This is a genomic window from Streptomyces marokkonensis, assembly GCF_039539045.1.
In the GTDB taxonomy this organism is placed as follows: Bacteria; Actinomycetota; Actinomycetes; order Streptomycetales; family Streptomycetaceae; genus Streptomyces; species Streptomyces marokkonensis.
Genome location: NZ_BAABCQ010000070.1, coordinates 16,848 through 36,973, shown reverse-complemented (window position 1 = coordinate 36,973; position 20,126 = coordinate 16,848). Strand labels below are relative to the sequence as shown.

The 20,126-nt window shown below is 71.7% G+C and carries 13 protein-coding genes, 2 pseudogenes and 1 riboswitch; of the genes and pseudogenes, 7 read left to right on the top strand and 8 right to left on the bottom strand.

The window, feature by feature from the left end; genetic code table 11:
* Positions 1–616 precede the first annotated feature (616 nt).
* Positions 617–785: riboswitch (cyclic di-AMP (ydaO/yuaA leader) on the top strand.
* A 5-nt stretch (positions 786–790) separates the two neighbouring features.
* Complete coding sequence (locus ABEA26_RS18920; protein WP_345593731.1) at positions 791–1,294, top strand: transglycosylase SLT domain-containing protein; 504 nt, start codon at positions 791–793, stop codon at positions 1,292–1,294.
* A gap of 6 nt (positions 1,295–1,300) precedes the next feature.
* Here ABEA26_RS18920 and ABEA26_RS18915 read toward each other — a convergent pair whose 3' ends face one another.
* Complete coding sequence (locus ABEA26_RS18915; protein ID WP_345593729.1) at positions 1,301–2,110, bottom strand: HAD family hydrolase; 810 nt, start codon at positions 2,108–2,110, stop codon at positions 1,301–1,303.
* 269 nt (positions 2,111–2,379) lie between these two features.
* Between ABEA26_RS18915 and ABEA26_RS18910 the strand changes: the two genes are divergently transcribed.
* The 3 genes from ABEA26_RS18910 to ABEA26_RS18900 all read left to right on the top strand — a co-directional run bounded on the left by ABEA26_RS18910 (position 2,380) and on the right by ABEA26_RS18900 (position 5,892).
* The gene (locus tag ABEA26_RS18910; protein WP_345593727.1) at positions 2,380–3,447 is read left to right on the top strand and encodes a GNAT family N-acetyltransferase; all 1,068 of its coding nucleotides are present in this window, start codon (positions 2,380–2,382) and stop codon (positions 3,445–3,447) included.
* Between the two features lie 31 nt (positions 3,448–3,478).
* On the top strand, positions 3,479–4,999 hold the full coding sequence (locus ABEA26_RS18905) for a glycosyltransferase family 2 protein (protein WP_425587862.1): 1,521 nt from the start codon (positions 3,479–3,481) through the stop codon (positions 4,997–4,999).
* 137 nt (positions 5,000–5,136) lie between these two features.
* Positions 5,137–5,892: a polysaccharide deacetylase family protein gene (locus tag ABEA26_RS18900; RefSeq protein WP_345593725.1), complete on the top strand. Its 756-nt coding sequence runs from the start codon at positions 5,137–5,139 to the stop codon at positions 5,890–5,892.
* A gap of 18 nt (positions 5,893–5,910) precedes the next feature.
* On the opposite strand, the gene ABEA26_RS18895 is transcribed toward ABEA26_RS18900, so the two are convergent.
* The 5 genes from ABEA26_RS18895 to ABEA26_RS18875 form a co-directional block, all read right to left on the bottom strand.
* Entirely contained in the window at positions 5,911–7,050 is a 1,140-nt protein-coding gene (locus ABEA26_RS18895) for a glycosyl hydrolase (RefSeq protein ID WP_345593724.1), read from the bottom strand.
* Positions 7,047–7,607 (bottom strand): hypothetical protein, encoded by a 561-nt coding sequence (locus ABEA26_RS18890; protein WP_345593723.1) that lies wholly within the window; start codon positions 7,605–7,607, stop codon positions 7,047–7,049. The genes ABEA26_RS18895 and ABEA26_RS18890 overlap by 4 nt, the downstream gene beginning before the upstream one ends.
* A gap of 20 nt (positions 7,608–7,627) precedes the next feature.
* Positions 7,628–9,904, bottom strand: a complete 2,277-nt coding sequence (locus tag ABEA26_RS18885) for an ICP22 family protein (protein ID WP_345593722.1) — start codon at positions 9,902–9,904, stop codon at positions 7,628–7,630.
* A 126-nt stretch (positions 9,905–10,030) separates the two neighbouring features.
* Positions 10,031–12,595: a lipopolysaccharide biosynthesis protein gene (locus ABEA26_RS18880; protein ID WP_345593721.1), complete on the bottom strand. Its 2,565-nt coding sequence runs from the start codon at positions 12,593–12,595 to the stop codon at positions 10,031–10,033.
* Positions 12,588–13,934, bottom strand: coding sequence for a DegT/DnrJ/EryC1/StrS family aminotransferase (locus tag ABEA26_RS18875; RefSeq protein ID WP_345593720.1), 1,347 nt, complete (start codon positions 13,932–13,934; stop codon positions 12,588–12,590). Before ABEA26_RS18875 ends, ABEA26_RS18880 begins: the two co-directional genes overlap by 8 nt.
* A gap of 415 nt (positions 13,935–14,349) precedes the next feature.
* Here ABEA26_RS18875 and fahA point away from each other — a divergent pair, with 415 nt between their 5' ends.
* Both fahA and ABEA26_RS18865 read left to right on the top strand, forming a co-directional pair.
* Entirely contained in the window at positions 14,350–15,582 is a 1,233-nt protein-coding gene (gene fahA / locus ABEA26_RS18870; RefSeq protein WP_345593719.1) for a fumarylacetoacetase, read from the top strand.
* 326 nt (positions 15,583–15,908) lie between these two features.
* Positions 15,909–16,847, top strand: a complete 939-nt coding sequence (locus ABEA26_RS18865) for a M56 family metallopeptidase (RefSeq protein WP_345593717.1) — start codon at positions 15,909–15,911, stop codon at positions 16,845–16,847.
* A gap of 80 nt (positions 16,848–16,927) precedes the next feature.
* On the opposite strand, the gene recQ is transcribed toward ABEA26_RS18865, so the two are convergent.
* Entirely contained in the window at positions 16,928–18,973 is a 2,046-nt protein-coding gene (gene recQ, locus ABEA26_RS18860; protein ID WP_345593732.1) for a DNA helicase RecQ, read from the bottom strand.
* Positions 18,974–19,183: 210 nt separating this feature from the next.
* Positions 19,184–19,506: pseudogene (locus ABEA26_RS18855) on the bottom strand (helix-turn-helix domain-containing protein); the annotation flags it as partial.
* Positions 19,507–19,658: 152 nt separating this feature from the next.
* On the opposite strand from ABEA26_RS18855, the pseudogene ABEA26_RS18850 reads away from it, so the two are divergent.
* Positions 19,659–20,099: pseudogene (locus tag ABEA26_RS18850) on the top strand (Uma2 family endonuclease); the annotation flags it as partial.
* Positions 20,100–20,126: the final 27 nt, after the last annotated feature.

Below are 20,126 nucleotides of genomic sequence, written 5' to 3'. Positions count from 1 at the left end.
CAACGGGCCGCACTCCGAATACGTCACCCACTCGACTCACTCCACCCCCACTCCGAACAGATGCCCGCACGGCGCGTGGAAACACCGAAGCGGAGGGCCGGCCGTGAAGGGGAGCGCAGAGCCGGACACGAGACCGGACGCGAGACCGGACGCGAGACCGGACGCGAGACCGGGCGCGGATGGCACAGAACGGACACAAGCCGGAAACCGGGCCGAACACAAAGCCGGACACAGGGCCGAATGCGGGGCCGAATGCGGCCGGGAGCGGGGCGCACGCGGTGGCGGCCCGCCCAGCCATCCGGCCGGCACCCGAAGCCATCCCCACCCATGGACGATTGACCCCCAATTGGCCTTAATATCCGATTTACCGCTCTTGTCGACGCCCGTGAGTTGACTCACTCCGCCCCACCCGTAGGCAACCCCGCCGCCGGCCACGCCCTCCCTTTGCGCCGCAAGCCAGTTGAGGCTTGGCAACCGCAAAGGATCAAGCGTCACAAACACCCCAGACCAAGGTCAACAGGCGCGTTGGGTGATTCCTGCACTTGTTTCGGACATGTGCTCTCGCATACGTTCCCGGCCTGTCGGGTGGACGCCGAATCCTGCCACCGCCCGGACACACAGTCATCCGCCAACAAACTCGCAGGCAGGAGCGGGGGACCCAGGTAAGTCGCCGCGCCCGGTCACCACCGGAGCGGCTCGGGGTGAAGCCGTGCCCGTCAGGGCCCGGCCGGGCACCTCCCCGCCCGAACCCGACAGCTCACCTCGCAGGCGTAAGGAGAGGGACTCAAGCATGTCTGCCAACGGTCAGAACCGTCACGCCCGAACCACCCGTCTCGCCCGCAAGCTCGCCGTCGCCGGCACCGGCGCCGCCGTGCTCGCCCTGCCGCTCATCGGCGCGACCAGCGCCTCCGCCGCCACCCCGGCCACCACGCCGGCCACCGCGACCGCCGCCACCGCGGCGACGACGACGTACCCGGACAACCTCGACGGCTGGATCCGCGAGTCGCTCGACATCATGGCGCAGCACGGCATCCCCGGGACGTACGAGGGCATCCACCGCAACATCATGCGGGAGTCGTCCGGCAACCCGCTCGCCATCAACAACTGGGACATCAACGCCGTCAACGGCACCCCGTCCAAGGGACTGCTCCAGGTGATCGCCCCCACCTTCCAGGCGTACCACGTGCCCGGCACCTCCTGGGACCCGTACGACCCGGTCGCCAACATCACCGCCGCCTGCAACTACGCGGCCGACCGGTACGGCTCGATGGACAACGTCTTCAGCGCGTACTGAGCCGTACTAGGAAGCTCCGAAGATCCGCTCGAGGACGACGGCCACGCCGTCGTCCTCGTTCGTCGTCGTGACCTCGTCGGCCACCGCCCTGAGTTCGGGGTGGGCGTCCGCCATGGCGACGCCGTGCGCCGCCCAGTCGAACATGGGGATGTCGTTGGGCATGTCCCCGAAGGCGATCGTCCGCCGCCGGCTCAGGCCCAGGCGCTCGGCGGCCAGGGCGAGGCCGGTCGCCTTGGTGATGCCGCACGGCTGGAGCTCCACCGTCCCCGGCCCCGACATCGTGACCGTCGCCAGGGAACCGACCACCGCGCGCGCCGTCGCCGCCAGCTCGTCGTCGGACAGGTCGGGGTGGCGCAGCAGCACCTTGCTGATCGGTGTGCTCCACAGCTCGTCGCGCCGTTCGACCCGTACCGCGGGCAGCGTCGGGTGGGGCATCAGGTAACCCGGCTCGATGAGCGTCAGGCCGTCGACGCCGTCCTGGTCGACCGCGGCGTACACCTGCCCCACCTCGGCCTCGATCTTGCCGAGCGCGGTCTCGGCCAGTTCCCGGTCCAGGGTGACCGACCACAGCATCCGGTGCGCACCGGCGTCGTACACCTGCGCGCCCTGGCCGCACACCGCGAGCCCCGTGCAGCCCAGGCGGCCGAGCAGCGGCCGTACCCGGGGCGCCGGTCGCCCCGTCACCACGAGATGCCGCGCACCGGCCTCACCCGCCCGCGCCAGCGCGGCCAGCGACCGGTCGGAGACGGTGTCGTCGCCACGGAGCAGCGTGCCGTCGAGGTCGGTGGCGACGAGTGAGTACGCGGTGCGGTCCATGATCAGAGAATACGGACACCGCACCTGTCCGACTCACCCGCGACCGCTTCCGAACGAGGACGCACGAGGACGGCACAACTGCGCACGAGTACGGCACGAGGACGCACGAACGTGTCCGAAACCTGGCACATCATCGGCTAAAGCCGGTTAAAGGCCTGTGCACCGATTGGCAACAACATGGTCCGCTACCTACCCGCCGGGACGCCCCGGCGGTACCTTGCTGTTGTCCAGGGGGACTTGATCGGGGGGTCGGGTTGAACAGCGGACGTGTGCGTGTGCTCAGGCCGGAGGAACTGGGCGAGGGGGAACGGGAGCACTGGCGCGAGCTGCGCGCCAAGTCGACGGCACCACGCAATCCGTTCATGGAACCGGAGTTCACCGACGTCGTGGGCCGGGTACGGCCGCGGGCACGGGTGGCGGTGGTGTACGACGGCGGGGAGGCGGCCGGGTTCCTGCCGCACGAGCACGGACCGCTGGGCCAGGGCCGGGCGATCGGACTCGGAGTGTCGGACTGCCAGGGCGCGGTGCTGCGCCAGGACCTCGCCCCGGACACCCGCGAACTGCTGCGGGCCTGCTCCCTGTCGAGCTTCGCCTTCGACAACGTGGAGGCGGAGCAGTCACTGTTCGTGCCGCACGCCGCCGAGGAGCACACCACCCACGTCATCGACGTGCAGAAGGGGTACGAGGCGTACGAGAACGAACTGCGCGACCGGTCACCGAAGTTCCTGAAGACGACCCTCGCCAAGGAGCGCAGGCTCGGCCGCCAGGTCGGCGACGTGCGCTTCGTGTTCGACGAGCGTGATCCGGCCGCCCTGCGCACGCTCATGGAGTGGAAGTCGGCGCAGTACCGCAGGACGGGACGACGGGACCGGTTCGCACAGGAGTGGATCAGCCGGCTCGTGGCACGGCTGGCCGAGACACGGGCGCCCGAGTGCACCGGCACCCTCTCCGTGCTCTACGCCGACGGCCGGCCGGTCGCCGCCCACTTCGGACTGCGCTCCGCGACGGTCCTGGCCTGTTGGTTCCCGGCGTACGACCCGGACTTCGCCAAGTACTCGCCGGGGCTGGTGCTGCATCTGCGGATGGCCGAGGCCGCCGCCGCCGTCGGCGTCGGCATGCTCGACATGGGGCGGGGCCCGGCGGAGTACAAGGACTCGCTGAAGACGGGCGAACTGCCCGTGTACGAGGGGGCCGCGACGCGTGTGGGCGCGGGCGCCGCGCTGCACTGGCTCGGCCGCGAACCGGCCCGACGCGCGCACGGCTTCGTGCGCGACCGGCCCCGGCTGGCGTCGCTGGCGGTACGGACGTTGAGGGGCGCGGCCCGGCTTCGCCGGTGATGACGGAGGGCAACCACGAGGGGGTGGGCGTATGGCCGGCGTGTGGCGTGCGCGGCAGGAGACACGGCGGGAGATAGAGGGGTTCCTGAGCATCGGCCCGGTGCAGGTCGCCGAGCTGGACCTCGCCGCCGAGGAGGATGGGGCGGCGGAGGCTGGCGGGGCGCGGGAGGCCCACGGGGCGCAAGGGGCCGATTGGGCGAAGAAGACTGGCGATGCGCGGGATGTTCGCAGTGCGCAGGAGGCTGTCGATGCCCGGGGTCTCGGCGGTGCGCAGGAGGCCGGCGATACGGCGGACGCTGAAGGTGCCGGAGGCGCGAGAGGTGCGGAGCTGAGACCGGGGCCGGGCAGCGCCACGGTGACGTCCGGGGCGGTCTTCGTCCTGGTCAGACGGGCAGGACGGCCCATCGGCACGGTGCTCGGGCAGGTACCCGAGGGCGCGGATCCCACCGAGGTGCTGGCCGGGCTCGCCCGGAAGCTGCCGGGTGGGGAGGCGCCCGAGCCGTTGCCCCGGCCACCGTCCGCCAGTGTCGTGGTCGCCACCCGGGAACGGGCGGACCAGCTCGCCCGAGCGCTGGACTCGTTGCTCGCGCAGGACCACCCGGACTTCGAGATCGTCGTCGTCGACAACGCGCCCGCCACCGGCGAGACCCGTGAGCTGGTCGAGCGGAAGTACGGCGAGCGGGTGCGCTACGTGTGCGAACCGGTCCCCGGACTCGCGATCGCGCACAACCGGGGGCTCGCGGTCGTACGGGGCGAGGTGATCGCCTTCACCGACGACGACGTGGTCGCCGACCCGCGCTGGCTCACCGAGCTGACCGCGCCCTTCGCCGCCGACCCACGCCTGGGCTGCGCCACGGGACTGATCCTGCCCGCGCGGCTGCGCACCCCGGCCCAGGTGCTGCTGGAGAGCCACGGCGGCTTCGCGAAGGGCTTCACTCCACGGACGTACGACCCGGCGGACCCGCCCGCCGACGACCCGCTGTTCCCGTTCACCGCGGGCCGCTTCGGCTCGGGCGCCAACATGGCCTTCCGTACGTCGGTGCTGCGGGCGGCCGCCGGCTTCGACCCGGCGACCGGCGCCGGCACGCCCGCTCGGGGCGGTGACGACCTCTACGGATTCGTCCGCGTCCTCGCCCAGGGGCAGCGGCTGCGCTACACCCCGCGCGCCCTGGTCTGGCACCACCACCGGGAGACGTGGCGGGACCTGGAGACCCAGGCGTACGGCTACGGCGCGGGCCTCACCGCGTACCTCACGGCGATCCTCGTGAACCGGCCGGCGCTGGTGCCGGCCTTCCTCGTCCGGCTGCCGGGCGGACTGGCACACGCGCGCCGGCTGACCGCCGTACGCGCCACCGCCGTACCCCCCACCGCCGACGGCGGTGCCGCCGACGGCACGGGACCGGCAGCCGGCGCGCCGGGCGGGCACGAATCACGTACGCATCCCTGGCCGCGGCGCCTGTCCCGCCTGCAGCGCCGGGGCATGCTCTACGGCCCCGTCGGCTATCTGCGCGCCCGCCGCGCCCTGCGTACGGTCGCACTGGAGACGCGATGAGAGAGACCCACGCACCGAGAGTGACCGGGACCGGGACCGGGGCTCCGGGAGCGGCCAACGCTCCGAGACCGACCGGGGCTCGGGAGGACGCCGCGGCGGCGGGCGGGCACATACCCGTCTTCCTCTACCACGCGGTGATGGACGATCCGCCCTCGTGGATCGCCGAGTTCACCGTCGCGCCGAGGGAGTTCGCCGCCCATCTGGACGCGATCGTCGACAGCGGGATGACGCCGGTCACGATCAGCGTGCTCGCCGGCCATCTCGCCGGGCGGGCGGCGCTGCCGCCCCGGCCCGTGCTGCTCACCTTCGACGACGGCTTCGCCGACCTGCCCGGTCCCACGGCCGAGGCGCTGGCCGTGCGCTCGCTGCCCGCCACCGCCTACCTGACCACCGGGGCCATCGCTCCGGGCGGGCACAGTCTGCTGCCGCCCGCGCCGATGATGACCCTGGACGAGGCGGCGGAGCTGGAACGTTCCGGCATGGAGATCGGCAGCCACACCGTCACCCACGCCCAGCTCGACACCCTGTCCACCAGCGGCCTCGCGTACGAACTACGTACGTCCAAGGCCGTACTGGAGGACGCCCTTGGGCATCCGATCCGCCACCTCGCCTACCCGCACGGCTACAACAGCGCCAAGGTGCGGTCGCTGTCGGCCCGCGCCGGGTACGAGACGGCGACCGCCGTGCGGCACGCGCTCAGCTCGGACCGCGACGAGCGGTACCGCATCGCCCGGCTCATCGTGCGGCGCGGCCACACGGTCGCCGACGTCGAGGCGTGGCTGGCGGGCGGGGGCGCCCGGATCGCCCCCTACCGCGACGGTCCGAAGACCGTCGCGTGGCGGTGGTACCGGCGGGGGCGTGCCATGCTCCGGGGGCCCGAGTTCGCCGGGTAGCCCGCGGGACGGCCCCGGTCACTTCAGCGGCTGGTTGAGGTGGGGGTCGGCGGCCACCTCGCGCAGATTGGCCCACGCCCGATCGCCCGCCACGGCCAGGTTGCAGTGCGGCCCGGGGTCGCGGTAGTTCCACTGGAGGGCGGCCTTGACACCCTCCAGGTCCTTGAGCACCCCGGGCACCTGCGCGTACCAGTCCGCCTGCCGGTCGGGCCGCTTCGGGTCGGAGGCGCTGCCGAACTCCGAGAGCATCAGGGGCTTGTCGTCGGAGAGGTTGGCGCGGATCCAGTCGTGGGTGGCGTGCTGGGTCTGGGCGAAGGTGAGCCAGTCCGTCTTGTGGCAGAGGTAGTAGTTGTACTGGTTGTAGCCGATCCAGTCGACGTACTCGTCCCCCGGATACATGCTCTTGAACAGGTCGGCGTGGTCCAGGTAGCCGGTGATGATCCACGTCCACACGACGTTGTCGACGCCCAGCTCGCGGAACCGGTCGTGGATGTGGCGGTAGGCCCGGACGTAGTCGGCCGGGGTGCCGTTGTCCGGCGTACGGGTGTCCATCTCCAGGTCGAAGGAGAGGAACACCTTCTTCCCCGTGCGCTGCCCGTACTCCTTGATCCGCTGTGCCTGGACGTCGATCACGGAATCGTCCATGTCACCGGCGGCTATCTGCTTCCAGGTGGGCTGCTGCTCCTTGGTCCCGCCCCACCACTTGCTCTCCCAGGAGAGCAGCAGCATGCGGTCATCGCCGACGAGCTGTTCCTGCTCGGTGAGCAGCTGGCCCTCCAGGCGGGTCTCCGTGACCGCCGACATGTCGTGGTACGTGTACACGATGTCGAGCCTGCGCCCGACGTTCTCCTCGTACGCGTGCACCTTCTCGGCCAGGTCGGACTTGTCGTGCGGCACGAAGGCGCCGAACCACGCACCGCAGGGCGGCTCGAGGAGCGCGGTCGGGCGGCACTTCGCGTCGTCGGCCGGGTCGGCCGGGCCGGTGGCGTCGCGCAGGGCGAGCAACGCGACCAGGACCGCGCACGTGGCCGTGACGGATGTGATCAGCAGACGGCGCCGGCCAGGGCGCCTGGGGCCCCTGGGTTCCTTGGGCCTGCGGTGCTGTCCGGTCGTCGTCGAGTCCCCGGTCGTGCGGCGAGCGGGACGGGCGAACTTCACAGAGTGGAACCCTTCCGTGTCCTCGGTGCCGCCCCCGACGCCGTCCTGGGCATCGGGGAAGCACGCAGGCGCGGGCAGAACGCGGCGAGCGTGGTCAGCAGGGTGAGCGTCAGCAGGACCCGGTCCCCGCTGAAGGCGTGCGCGGCTATCAGCACCGTGGCGACGAGCATCGCGGCGCTGACACTCAGCAGGACGGCCAGCATCAGCCGTTCCAGCAGGTCGGAGTGGCGTTCGAAGTCCGCGTCACGACGCTCGACGGGGGCCTGTGCCCGGCGGGCCCGCAGCGCGGGGCCGCAGATTCTCACCAGGGCGGCGCCCGGGCCGACGGTCAGGAAGGCGACGACCGCCGCGCCGCGCAACGGTGAGCCACCGGGCAGAGCGAGCGCGGCGAGCGCCAGCCAGCCGGCGAACGGCGGCAGCATACGGATCACGAGGTCCTGGGGTGTCATGGCGTCCAGCGGTGCGCCGACGCCCGGCGAGGCCCTGGGGTCCGGTGGTGTCCTGGGGTCCGGTGATGCCTTCGGGTCCGGTGATGCCTTGGCGTCCCGCGGTTTCATGGTCTGACTCGCTCCCCTTCTCAGCTCGCCGGTTTCAGGACGTAGAGCACGCCGGCGCTGTTCTGAGCCACGCGCTCGAACAGCGGTGAGTTCGTGACGGACTCCCGGAGACGGTTCAACTGGGCTGTGTTCAACTGGCCGTTCATCTCCGAGTTGGCCACCTGCCCCTGGGTGAGCAGGAAGTAGGCACGGGCCGGAGCTTCCACGCCGGCCATGTCTCGAGCGAGGACGGCTGCCGGGTCGCGGACGATCTCGTCGACGTGGCGCCGGTCGTCGTCGAGGAACCAGTAGTGGTCGACTCTCCAGTACTGCTCGTAGGCGAGCGGGTAGTTCCGATTGGCGGCGACGACCAGGGAATCGTCCGGTGCCTGGTCGAAGAGCTGCTGTACCAGGGCCACTTCCGAGGACGGGAAGTAGTTGATGCGGTCCTTGCCCGAGTAGCTCGGCACGAACGCGAGGGTCCCGGCGAGCAGCACGAGCGGCGGCGCCCACGCGCCGTACCGCAGCGAGGGCAACGAGGGCAGTGGGAAGCGCCGACGCCGGACGATGGTGGTGGTGGTCGGCGAGCGTCCTTCCTTACCCCGCACGGTGGCGACGGCGGCGTCGGCGGCGTCGGCGGCCAGCGTGCGGACCTTCGGCAGCAGCGCGGCGGCGGCGAAGAAGGCCGCGCCGGGCAGCGTGAACATCAGGACCCGGAAAATCATCTCGCTGCCGTAGCTGCTCGCCACGAACATCGGCAGCGGCGCCGCCGCGACCAGCAGCAGCGGCAGTGCCCGGTGCCTCAGCACCCGCTGGCGCAGCACGCCGGCCAGCGCGAGCAGCAGTACGGAGCCCGAGAGCAGCCGGGCCGCCCAGGAGGTCATCACCGCGCCGGTGCCGGTGGGCGTGGTCCCGTACCCGGTCTCGACGTTGGCTCCGACGTCGCCGACGGAACGGATCATGTCCGGCAGGGTGGCGGAGAGGAAGGGGAGCGCGGCCGTGAGACTCCAGGCCAGGAAGATCACGACCGTCGTGACCGCCGGGACCCAGTGACGGTAGCGGCGCGTGAACGCCAGCGCGACGAGCGTGACCACGAGCATGCCGGGGGTCAGCTGGTGCGAGACGACTATGGCGGTGACCAGCACGCTGAGCAGTACGGTCCACACCACCTGCCCCTGCCGTCCGCGCCGCCCACCGGAACGGCCGTAGCGGCGCAGTACGACCGCGATGACGCCCAGGTGCAGGGCGTAGGCGACGGACTGCGGGGAGAAGTAGTCCTGTCCCACCCAGTTGGCGACGTAGAACAGCCACACGGCGGTCCAGATCAACCGCCGGTCCTCGGTGAAGGTCCGGTAGATCAGCAGCAGCGGGAGCAGCAACATCAGGCTGGAGGCCAACGGCCACCAGGCCATGTACATCGCGGCGTTGTCCACGCCCAGCAGCCGTACCAGTGCTGCCTGGGCGGCGAAGAAGCCGGGCCACTGGTCGTAGACCGCCATGTCGCCGAGCTGGTCCGCGGTCTGAAGTCCGCCGGACGTCAGGAGATGGTCGATGACCGCATCGTGCTTCCACGCCCACGCGTAGAGCGGCGTCGAGTAGAGGACGGCCTGGGTGGCCCGCTCCATCACGAGCAGACCCAGGACGTAGGCGAGCGACCAGGCGCCCCGGCGGCGCGGGTTGCGCACTGTGAACCAGAAGCCCGTGGTGAGCACGGCGAGACCGGCCCAGAAGGTGGGATGCAGCGCGCTGAGCAGGCCGAAGTCATCCAGGGCGGACACGTCGGTGTGGCGCGTCGCGTAGGTCCACAGGGCGAGCGCGACGAGCAGGGGTACGGCCGGCCAGGCGGCGGCGACGCGGGTCGGCCAGGCGGCTGGAGCGAGGTCGGACAAATCCGTCACGGGCGGCTCGGCGGCGGAGCCGCGGGGCTCCGGGTCAGAGGGCTGGTGGGCGTGTGCGGTGGTATCCCGGACGGGCCGGGCGGACGCCTCCTCCGAGGTCGTGGTGGCCGACTCCTGTGAAGTGCGGGGAGTCGGCTCCTGCGAGGCGCGGAGGAGTGCGCCCTTCTCCCGCGCGTGGCCGCGCTCGTAGTCGGGTTGGTGGTGGTCTTCGTGGTCGTCTTGGTGGTCGGGTTCGTGAACGGCGCCGGTGCCGGGTTCGGGTCCGAGTTCGGGCCTGGCGTCGTGTTCGGGCCCATGGTCCTGCGCGGGGCCGTGGTCGTGTCCGTGGTCGTGTCCGGGGCCGTGGTCGTGTCCGGGGCCGTGGTCGTGTCCGGGGCCGCGCGTGAGGGTTTCCCCAGGGTCCGGCGCGTTCGAGGGCACCGGTGCGTCCGGGTTCGAGGCGTCCGGGGTTTCCTGCCCGGGTGCGGGATCTGGTGCGGATCTCTCCCGTGGAGTTGCTGGCGGACGCACGACGATTCCCCCCTGGAGATTCGGCTCTGTGCTTGATCAGTCCCTGGACATGCCGTTCGGTCTGGCGCGGTGCTCGGGCTCCGTCGGCTCCGTCCTGAAACCAGGGCGGCGAAGTGACAGGAGCAGGACTACGAGAACGAGCAGCAGGAGGAGAGGCGGCGCGACCGGCGCGAGCTCCTGACGCCAGACCCAGCCCCCCACCGCGGCGAGATACAGAACCCCCCAGCGTCCCTGCCACCCCAGCCGACCGCCCGCCTTCGCGAGCAGCAACCACAGCGGCACGAGACACAGCAACTGCAGGACGAGCGGCGTCCAGCGCAGCAGTGGACCAGGCCCGTCGAACCCCACCGCTTCCGCGAGAAATCCAGCCGTCTCGGTATATAACGTCCCACCTACCGCCTCCGGTTCCCGTCCGAGGGCGACGGGCGCCGCGTGCAGGGCGAGGACGGCGGCACCCAGCGCGGTGCCGGGCAGCCAGGGGTCGGGACAGGCGCACAAGGTCACTGCCGCCACGAACACCACGAGCAGCAGGGCCCCCGCCACCAGCGCCGGCAGGGGCAACCCCCGCAGCAGCTCCTGACCAGTGAGGTCGGCCCCCACCTCGGACACCCCGCCCAGCCACGGCAGTTCACGCATCGCCACCAGGAAGACCACGGTGGCGACGCCGAGCAGCAGCCACAGGGCGGGCCGCAGACGCCGCTCGGGGACCGTCCCGATCGCGTAGCCGTCCTCGTCGAACTCACCGTCCTCGACGAACCTGCCGTCGTCACCGCCAACACCATCGGCACCATGGTCGCCATCGGCACCGTGATCGCCGCCGGAGTCGTGGTCGCCGCCGGAGTCGTCGGCCTGGGGATCGGCCTCGTCGTGCCCGGCCCTCGAGTCGGAAGCGGCATCGGGCTCGAAGTCGAGACCCGAGCTCGCGTCGTCTACGTCATTCGCGTCGGCTTCCGCATCGGATCTCGCGTCAGGGCCGGATGCGGGTCCGGGCTCGGTGTCGGGGTGCCGGGCCCGTCGGACGATCACCGCGAGGGTGTCCGCCTCGAAGGCTTCCCGCTCATACCCCGGGCGCCCGATGAACAGGGCGACCGTGTCGTCCCGCGACGCCTCGTCGGACTGCCCGTGCTCGTACGCCGCCCGCCGCGCCCAGCTCGTGCCGTACCCCGCGGTGGCGTTCAACCGTGCCCAGTGAGTGCCGTAGGAGTTGCCGTGACCGGGTTTCCGGCCGCCCCGCGCTCCGGTGCCGCCGGACGGGCCCGAGGCCCCGGGCCCGCGCGAACCACCGGCTTCGTCGATGCCGCGCAGGGCGGCGCGCAGGCCGGGCGCGCAGCCGACGGCGACCAGCGTCATGCTTCCCAGCACCGCCCACCCGGCGCCCGCGATCCCGGCCGGGGTGAACAGCATCGCCGCGCTGCCCAGCACCAGGACGCACATGCTGCCCTGCACGGCGGCGAGCACTCCGGTACGCCCCTGGACGCGCAGCACGCCGATGTACAGCTCGACCACGATCCTCGGCAGCGCGCCGATGGCGAGCAGCCGCAGCACCGTGGAGCCGTGCTCCGCGTAGTCCGCGTCGAAGGGCGCGAGGATCTGCGGGGCGAAGGCGACCAGGAAGAGCACCACCGGAACCAGCAGCAGCGTCATGCGGCGCAGCGCTCCGCGGACGCCGTCGGCGAGGCGGCGCGGGTCGTGCGAGGCGTGCGCGGTGAGGGAGGAGGCCATGTTGATGGCCATGAACTCCATCGTGCCGCCGACGGTGTAGGCCACGTAGAAGTAGCCGTTCTCCGCCGCGCTGAAGTTGACCGCGACCATCACCGGGAGCAGGTTGATCATCGCCAGGCTGAACACCGCGCCCAGCGAGTCCCCGGCGAGGAATCGGCCCATCTCGCGGACCTTGGGCGGCTCCACGTCGCGGTCGGCGGCGGCCTGGCGGGGAATGAGTCTGCGGAAGATCAGCCAGCCGAGGGGCAGGGTGGAGAAGGCGATGGCCACGGCCCACGACACGAAGATGCCGAGCACCGGCATCGTGGTGGCGAAGAGGGCCAGCATGATCAGCTTTCCGACCGAGAACACCGCGTTCCCGGCGGGCACCCACTCCGCCTTGCGCAGCCCGGTCAGCACACCGTCCTGGAGCGTGAGCAGCGCCCAGGCCACACACGCCGCGACGAACAGCGCCCCCGCCTCGGCGGTGCCCAGCGGGGCGTACGACGCGCCCCACAGGTCGAGGGTGAGCAGGAAGACGACGGCGGCCACGGCGACGACCACCGAACTGGCCGCGTACGCACGCCACACCAGCCACCCGGTCGCACGGCCGGCCCGCGGTACGAAACGGACCACGGCGCCGATCATGGTGGTCGCCGTGATGCTGGCGAGCAGCCGCATGGCGGCGATGGCGGCGGAGCCCTGCCCGACGGCCTCCTCCGAGTAGTAGCGGGCGGCCACGAGCCAGAAGCCCAGACCGAGCACGGCGGAGACGCCGGTGCTGAGCATCAGGAAGTAGGCGTTCTTGAAGAGCGAGTCGCCGCCGTGCCCGCTTCCGGGCGGTGTTCCGCCGGAGCCCGCGGGCGCCGCGGCGGTCTCGTGCACCTGGGTCTCAGCCACCGGACGGAACCAACCCTTCCGGTGCCTCGGCCGGCTGTATCGATGACTGCTCCAGCGCCGCGACGGCCGCACGGGCCCGCAGCGGATCCACGGGCAGCGCGTGCCGTGCGAACCAGCGCGCCCCCTCCGGGGAGGGCGACGGGTCGGTGAAGGCGGCGCCCGCGTAGTCGTCCAGCGGCGGGTCGTAGAGGTAGCCGACGACGATGCCGCGCCGGGCCAGGGCGCGCGTCGCCGCGCCCCGGTCCGCCACCAGCAAGGGCACTCGGAACAGCGGCTGAGCCGTGCCCGGTGACCGGTTCCTGGCGCCTTCCCACCCGGCCGGCAGCGCCCAGCGGGTCGACAGCAGCAGCTCCGTCCCCGCGCGGCAACCGGCCAGTACGCCGTCCAGTCCGTCGAGCCTCCGCCCGATGCGCCCCAGCCGGAAACGGCCGGCCCGCAGCCGGTAGTCGTGCATGTCGACGCGGACCCAGGGATCATGCGCGTCAAGGGAGTCATGGGCATCGAGAGAGTCGTGGGCTTGGGGGGAGTCGTGGGCTTGGGGGGAGTCGTGGGCATGGAGGGAGTCGTGGGCATCGGGACCGGAGGCCGAAGCGGCCGCGCGGGCCAGCTCCTCGGGCCGTAGCGGCATCCGGATCCCCTCCCGCTCCGTCAGCCCCAGCAGCCGCATCGCGGCCCAGGCGGCCCGCCGAAGCCGCAGCCCACGTACGGCGGCCTCCGCGTAGGGCCGTACTGCGTAGGCGAGTTCGGCCGTCGTACGGCGCGGCAGCAGCAGCTCGTCGCAGGTCTTCTCCAGCGTCTCCCGCAGCCCCGGATCGGCGACCGCGAGAATTCCGCCGGCCTTGGCGCCGACGTGCTTGGACAGGCTGAAAACGGAGGCGTCTCCCCACGCGCCGACCGGCCGCCCGCCCACCTCGCTGCCGATGGCGTGCGCCGCGTCCTCGAACAGTGGGATGCCCAACGCGTCGCAGCGGGCCCGCAGTCCGGGTGCCGGGTCGGGATTGCCGTACAGGTTCGTCGTCAGTACGGCGGACAGCGAGCCCCACACCTCCTCGGGCACGGCATCGATGTCGACGGACGCGTCCGACGGGTTCAACGGCGCCTGCACCGGCCGCAGTCCGGCCGCCAGCACGACGAAGAAGATGACATCGTCGTTGACCGGCGACATCAGCACCCTGCCACCCGGTGGGCACCAGTGACGCAGCGCCGCGTACAGCCCGAAACGGCATGACGGTACATACACGCATTCCCGGCCGAGACGGCTGCGCATGGCCTCTTCCAGCCGCTTCCTCGGCTGCGAACCATCCCGCACCGAACCCGGACCGGCCTCCCCTGTGGCCATCCGCCCCCCTGGTGTGCCCTCGAAGGCCCCCTCCCCGAGGCCTTCCAGCACCCGCCCAGAGTCGCCCCGTTCGCACCGCTCCGTCAAGATTGCGTACCGGCCTGTGGACAACTTCCCGCACTCAAGCGGAAGCAGAGCGCCACATCGCCGGCCGCTCGCACGGGCGTACGCCGACGGTGCGGGGGCCGCCCCACCGGCCACTGCACCGGTCTCTCTCCCCGCCTCCCGCACCGGCGTCCGTGACACTCCACGCACGTCAGCCCGTCCGAGCGCCCCCTCCCCCGCCACATGCCGCCACCTCCCGGCGCACTGCCCAAGACCGGTATGTCACCCGTAACGTGTGGCCCGGCCACGAACCACGTGGCGCACACGGCGCGCACGGCGCATGGCGAGCACGAAAGCGAGGCAGCACCCGATGCCCCCCTTCGATGTCCCCGAGGGCGACCCCTTCGGCCCGCACAACCTTCCGTACGGCGTGTTCTCGGTCCCCGGCACGCGGGAGCGGACGGTGGGCGTCCGGCTCGGCGACCACGTCCTCGACGCCGGCGCGGCGGCCCACGCGCTCGGATCGCCGTACGCCTCCCTGCTCGCACGACCCACCCTGAACCCGCTGCTGGCGGCCGGCCGCACGGCCTGGTCCGACGTACGGCGCGCGCTCACCGCCTGGGTGACCGTCCCCTCCCACCGCGAGACCCTGGAACCCCTGTTCCACCCGCTGTCGTCGGTGACCCTGCACCTGCCCTTCGAGGTCGCGGACTACGTCGACTTCTACGCCTCCGAGAACCACGCCCGGAACGTCGGCCAGATCTTCCGCCCCGACGCCGCCGACTCCCTCACCCCGAACTGGAAGCACCTCCCGATCGGCTACCACGGCCGCTCCGGCACGGTCGTCGTGTCCGGCACGGACGTCGTACGGCCGTCCGGCCAGCGCAAGGCCCCGGCCGACGCCACTCCCGTCTTCGGCCCGTCGGTCCGCCTCGACATCGAGGCGGAGGTCGGCTTCGTGGTGGGCGTGCCGTCCGACATGGGCAGCCCGGTGGCGCTCGGCGACTTCCGCGAGCACGTCTTCGGACTCTGCCTGCTCAACGACTGGTCCGCGCGGGACGTCCAGGCCTGGGAGTACGTCCCCCTCGGACCGTTCCTCGGCAAGTCCTTCGCCACGTCCGTGTCGGCCTGGATCACGCCGCTGGACGCCCTGGAGGAGGCGCGGGTGGCACCCCCGGAGCGCACCCACGAGCTGCTTCCCTACCTCGACGACACGGCCGGGGAGCGGGACGAACCCGGAGGATACGACCTGCGGATCTCCGTCTCCGTCAACGGCCACGTCGTCTCCGAGCCACCGTTCTCCACCATGTACTGGACGGCCGCCCAGCAGCTGGCCCACATGACCGTCAACGGCGCCTCGCTGCGCACCGGTGACCTCTACGGCTCCGGCACGGTGAGCGGACCGACCGAGCGGGAGCGCGGGTCCCTGCTGGAACTGACCTGGAACGGACGCGAGCCGCTGGAACTCCCCGACGGCAAGCGGACGTTCCTGGAGGACGGGGACGTGGTGACCCTGTCGGCCTGGGCGCCCGGGCCGCACGGCGCCCGGGTGGGTCTGGGCGAGGTGACCGGACGGGTCACCGGGCCGCGAACCGGGCAGTAGCCCCCGGGGTCCCCGGCTCCCCGGCTCCCCGGCTCCCCGGCTCCCGCACGAACTCCCGGGGTTTCTCAGGGCTCCCGCGCGCCGGACCCCGGATCCTTTCCCTTTTGGGCCTGACTCACACCGCCCGTCACCGTCATACTGGCGGCGGGCGGTGTACGTGGCACGCCCGCACCGCACCCGCACCCGCACCCGCACCCGCACCCGCACCCGCCAAGGCACGCCAAGGCACCAAGGTGCCGAGGCACCGCGCCGCCCCACCAGAACCGCACCACCACCGCACCACCGCCAGAGCCGCCCTTCCGACCAGGATCCGGAGCCCGTGGCACATGACCGTCTGCCTGCTCCTGCTGTTCGTCGTCGCCGTGACCGCCGCGGTACCGGTACCGCGCGCGCTGACCCGGTCCTCGTGGCCCGAACGGGATCCGGTCGTCGCCCTGTGGGTGTGGCAGTGCCTGGTCGCCACCGTCCTGCTGTGCTGCCTGACGTCTCTCGTCCTCGGCGCCGCCGCCGTCTTCGGCACCGTCCGCGCCCAGCTCTTCGCGCCGGCACCGCCCGCGGTGACCGCTGCCTACAACCTCTCCGCCGGCCCGCCCTGGGCGGCCGCACTCACCCTGCTGCTGGCCGGCGGCGCCGCCTGGACGACCGCCATGCTCGTCCGCGAGCTCGTCGAGGCCCGCCGACGGCGCGCCCAGTCACGCGCCCACCTGCGCGAACGCGCCCCGGACCTGCCCGCCGGGCTCCCCGCCGCCCGCGGCCCCTTGTTGGTCCTGGAGGACGAGTACCCGGACGCCTACTGGATGCCCGGCAACCCGCCCCAGCTGATCGTCACCACCGGCGCCCTGCAGCGCCTCACCGACCCCCAGGTCGACGCCGTCCTCACCCACGAACGCGGCCATGCCCGGGCCCGCCACGACTGGCTGCTGCACCTGTCCACCGCCCTGGCCACCGGCTTCCCCCGGGTCCCTCTCTTCGCCCACTTCTGTGACCAGACCCACCGCCTGGTCGAACTCGCCGCCGACGACACCGCCTCCCGGCGCTGCGGCCACCTGACCACGGCACTGGCGCTGATCGAGCTGAACCAGCACCGTGGCGTACTGTCCTGCTCCTCCAGCCACCGCCTCCTCGGCGAACGGGTCGACCGCCTCCTCGAACCCCCGCCCCGCCTGCTGCCCCGGCACCGCGCCCTGACCACGGCGACAGCCGCGCTGGTCCCCCTCGTCCCCCTGCTGATCACCTTCGCCCCGGGGCTGACAGCCCTGGCCTAGGCAGCCGGCCCCGGCAGGACGAGCCCGGCGGCCGACCCGACTCGCCGCCACCGCCCTCCAGCGGGTCCCCCTCTATGCCTCTATATCCAGTCGTCGGGCTCGGAATCCGGCTCGGGCTCCGGCTCGGGCTCGGACTCCGGCCAGTCGTCCGCGTGGTCCTCACCAGGGCCACGGCCGGAGCCGGCGGGCGGACGACCTGGTGCGGGCGCCTCGGCGGCAGCCGGCCCGTCCAGTCCGGCCAGCACCGCCAGCACGCCCTCCCCATAGGTCGCCAGCTTCTTCTCACCAACCCCGCTGATACCTCCGAGCTGCCCGACCGAAGCGGGCCATGCGGTCGCGATCTCGCGGAGCGTGGCGTCGTGGAAGATGACGTAGGCCGGAACGCCGTTCTCGCGGGCCTGCTCCGCGCGCCAGGCGCGCAGCGCCTCGAAGGCCGGCAGCAGTTCCTCGGGCAGTTCGGCCGCGGCGGCCTTGGGCTTGCGGTCCCCGCGCCCGCCTCCTGCCGACCGTGCCGTGGCCGGCTTCTTCGGCTCCTTGCGCAGCGGCACGTCCCGCTCCCGCCGCAGCACCGCCCCACTGGCCTCGGTGAGCACCAGCGTGCCGTACTCGCCCTCGACCGCGATCAGCCCCTGGGCCAGCATCTGCCGGGTGACGCCCCGCCACTCACCCTCGCTCAGCTCCTCGCCGATACCGAACACGGAGAGCTGGTCGTGGTCGAACTGGATCACCTTGGCGGTGCGCTTGCCCAGCAGGATGTCGACGATCTGCCCCGCGCCGAACTTCTGCCCGCGCTCCCGCTTCAGCCGCACCACCGTCGACAGCAGCTTCTGTGCCGGTACCGTGCCGTCCCAGGTCTCCGGCGGGGTGACGCAGGTGTCGCAGTTGCCGCAGCCGGCCGGGTCCGGGTCCTGCCCGAAGTAGGCGAGGAGCTGGCCACGGCGGCACTGGGCGGTCTCGCACAGCGCGAGCATCGCGTCCAGGTGGGACTGGGCCCTGCGGCGGAACGCCTCGTCGCCCTCTGAGGACTGGATCATCTTGCGCAGCTGTATGACGTCGTTGAGTCCGTACGTCATCCAGGCGGTCGACGGCAGCCCGTCCCGCCCGGCGCGGCCGGTCTCCTGGTAGTAGCCCTCGACCGACTTGGGCAGGTCGAGGTGGGCGACGAACCGCACGTCCGGCTTGTCGATGCCCATGCCGAAGGCGATGGTCGCCACCACGACCAGGCCGTCCTCACGCAGGAACCGGGACTGGTGCGCCGCGCGGGTGCCCGCGTCCAGGCCGGCGTGGTACGGCACCGCCTCGACGCCGTTGCGCGACAGGAACTCGGCGGTCTTGTCGACGGAGTTGCGCGAGAGGCAGTAGACGATGCCCGCGTCCCCGGGGTGCTCCTCGCGCAGGAAGCTCAGCAGCTGCTTCTTGGGGTCGGACTTCGGCACGATCCGGTACTGGATGTTGGGCCGGTCGAAGCTCGCCACGAAGTGCCGCGCCGTCGGCATGTTCAGCCGCTCGGTGATCTCGCGGTGCGTCGCGTGCGTGGCGGTCGCGGTGAGCGCGAGCCGGGGCACGTCCGGCCAGCGCTCACCGAGCAGTGACAGGGCGAGGTAGTCGGGGCGGAAGTCGTGGCCCCACTGGGAGACGCAGTGCGCCTCGTCGATCGCGAAGAGGGAGATCTTGCCCCGGGAGAGCAGGTCGAGGGTGCCCTCCAGGCGCAGCCGCTCGGGCGCCAGGTACAGCAGGTCCAGCTCCCCGGCGAGGAACTCGGCCTCCACCACGCGCCGCTCGTCGAAGTCCTGCGTGGAGTTCATGAACCCGGCGCGCACACCGAGCGCCCGCAGCGCGTCCACCTGGTCCTGCATCAGCGCGATCAGCGGCGAGACCACGATGCCCGTGCCGGGCCGGACCAGGGACGGGATCTGGTAGCACAGCGACTTGCCGCCACCGGTCGGCATGAGCACGACGGCGTCGCCGCCCGCCACCACGTGGTCGACGACCGCCTCCTGCTCGCCGCGGAAGGCCTCGTACCCGAAGACCCGGTGCAGCGTGGCCAGCGCCTCGCTGTCCACGTCCCGCACCTGTGCCGCCTGTGCAGCCACTGTCATCTCGCCGATCACGCCCGTCCCGCCCATCGTCCCGTCCCCCGTACGTCCTGCCTCGCCCGTCCGGGCCATCCCGTCCCGTCCGGTCTGTCCGACCCGTCCGGTCCGTCCTGTCCCGACCACTGCCTCAACGATAGGGGTCCGCGCCGACAGCGTCGGAGTTATCCACAGGTCGCACGCCAGGACCCGCGTCAGGGACACGCTGATCGTTCACACGTTCGCGGGAGACCCGCCCGTTTCGGGATTGGCGATCTTCTCCCCGGTGGAGAGGGTCAGCAGGTGCTCCAGGCCCACGTCCACGCCGACCGCCGTATCGGTTGCCGGGAGCGGTTTCACGGTCGGGTCGTCACACAGCAGGGAGACGAACCAGCGTCCCGCCGGATCCTGCGAGACGGTCAGTTGACCCGTTCCTGCCGCGCCCACGCTTCGGTACGGGCCGCGAGTGCCAGGTTGTAGACCTTGCGTACGCATCCGAAGGTGCGCGACAGCTCGGCCGCCTGCGCATCGGTTGGATGGAAGCGGTACTTGAACGCCCGCTTCACGCACGTCGTAGCCACACTCACAAACTAGCGGCACTGCGACTTAAGATCAAAACTGCTGGTCAGGGCTCGCTCTTTCGCCCTGGCGGCGAAACCCCGCCCACCGCCCTGCTCCGCAGGAAGTCCGTTTCCTCCCCTGCCTGAAGGCAGGGGTATCCACGGAGGAATCAGATGAACGAGCTGTCGACTTCTTCAAGTGGCAGTTGCAGTCGCTGGCCCCTGCCGAGTTCGAGGTCTTCCGTGAGTTCACGATCGACATCGACGCGCAGAACAGGCCAGAGCCGGACGTCATTCTGTTCCGAGCCGACGCCTGGACGGAGTCGACGCAGACCCGGTTTCCGTCATCGGCCGTCACACTGGCGGTCGAGGTGGTCTCCACCGACTCGGTCTCACGAGACCGCGAGACCAAGCCTCTGAAGTACGCCAGGGCGAAGATCCCACACTACTGGCGCGTCGAGAGCGAGAAGGGGCTTGCGGTGGTGCACGCCTTCGAGCTTGAGCCCACAGTCGAGGCCTACACCAGCGTCGGCATCTTCCGCGAGCGCATGAAGGTGAGCGCGCCCTTCCCGATGGACCTGGACGTGACCGCCACCAAGGCCCGCCCCAGCGCCGAGTAGCCCCCGCACACACGACACGGCCCGGCA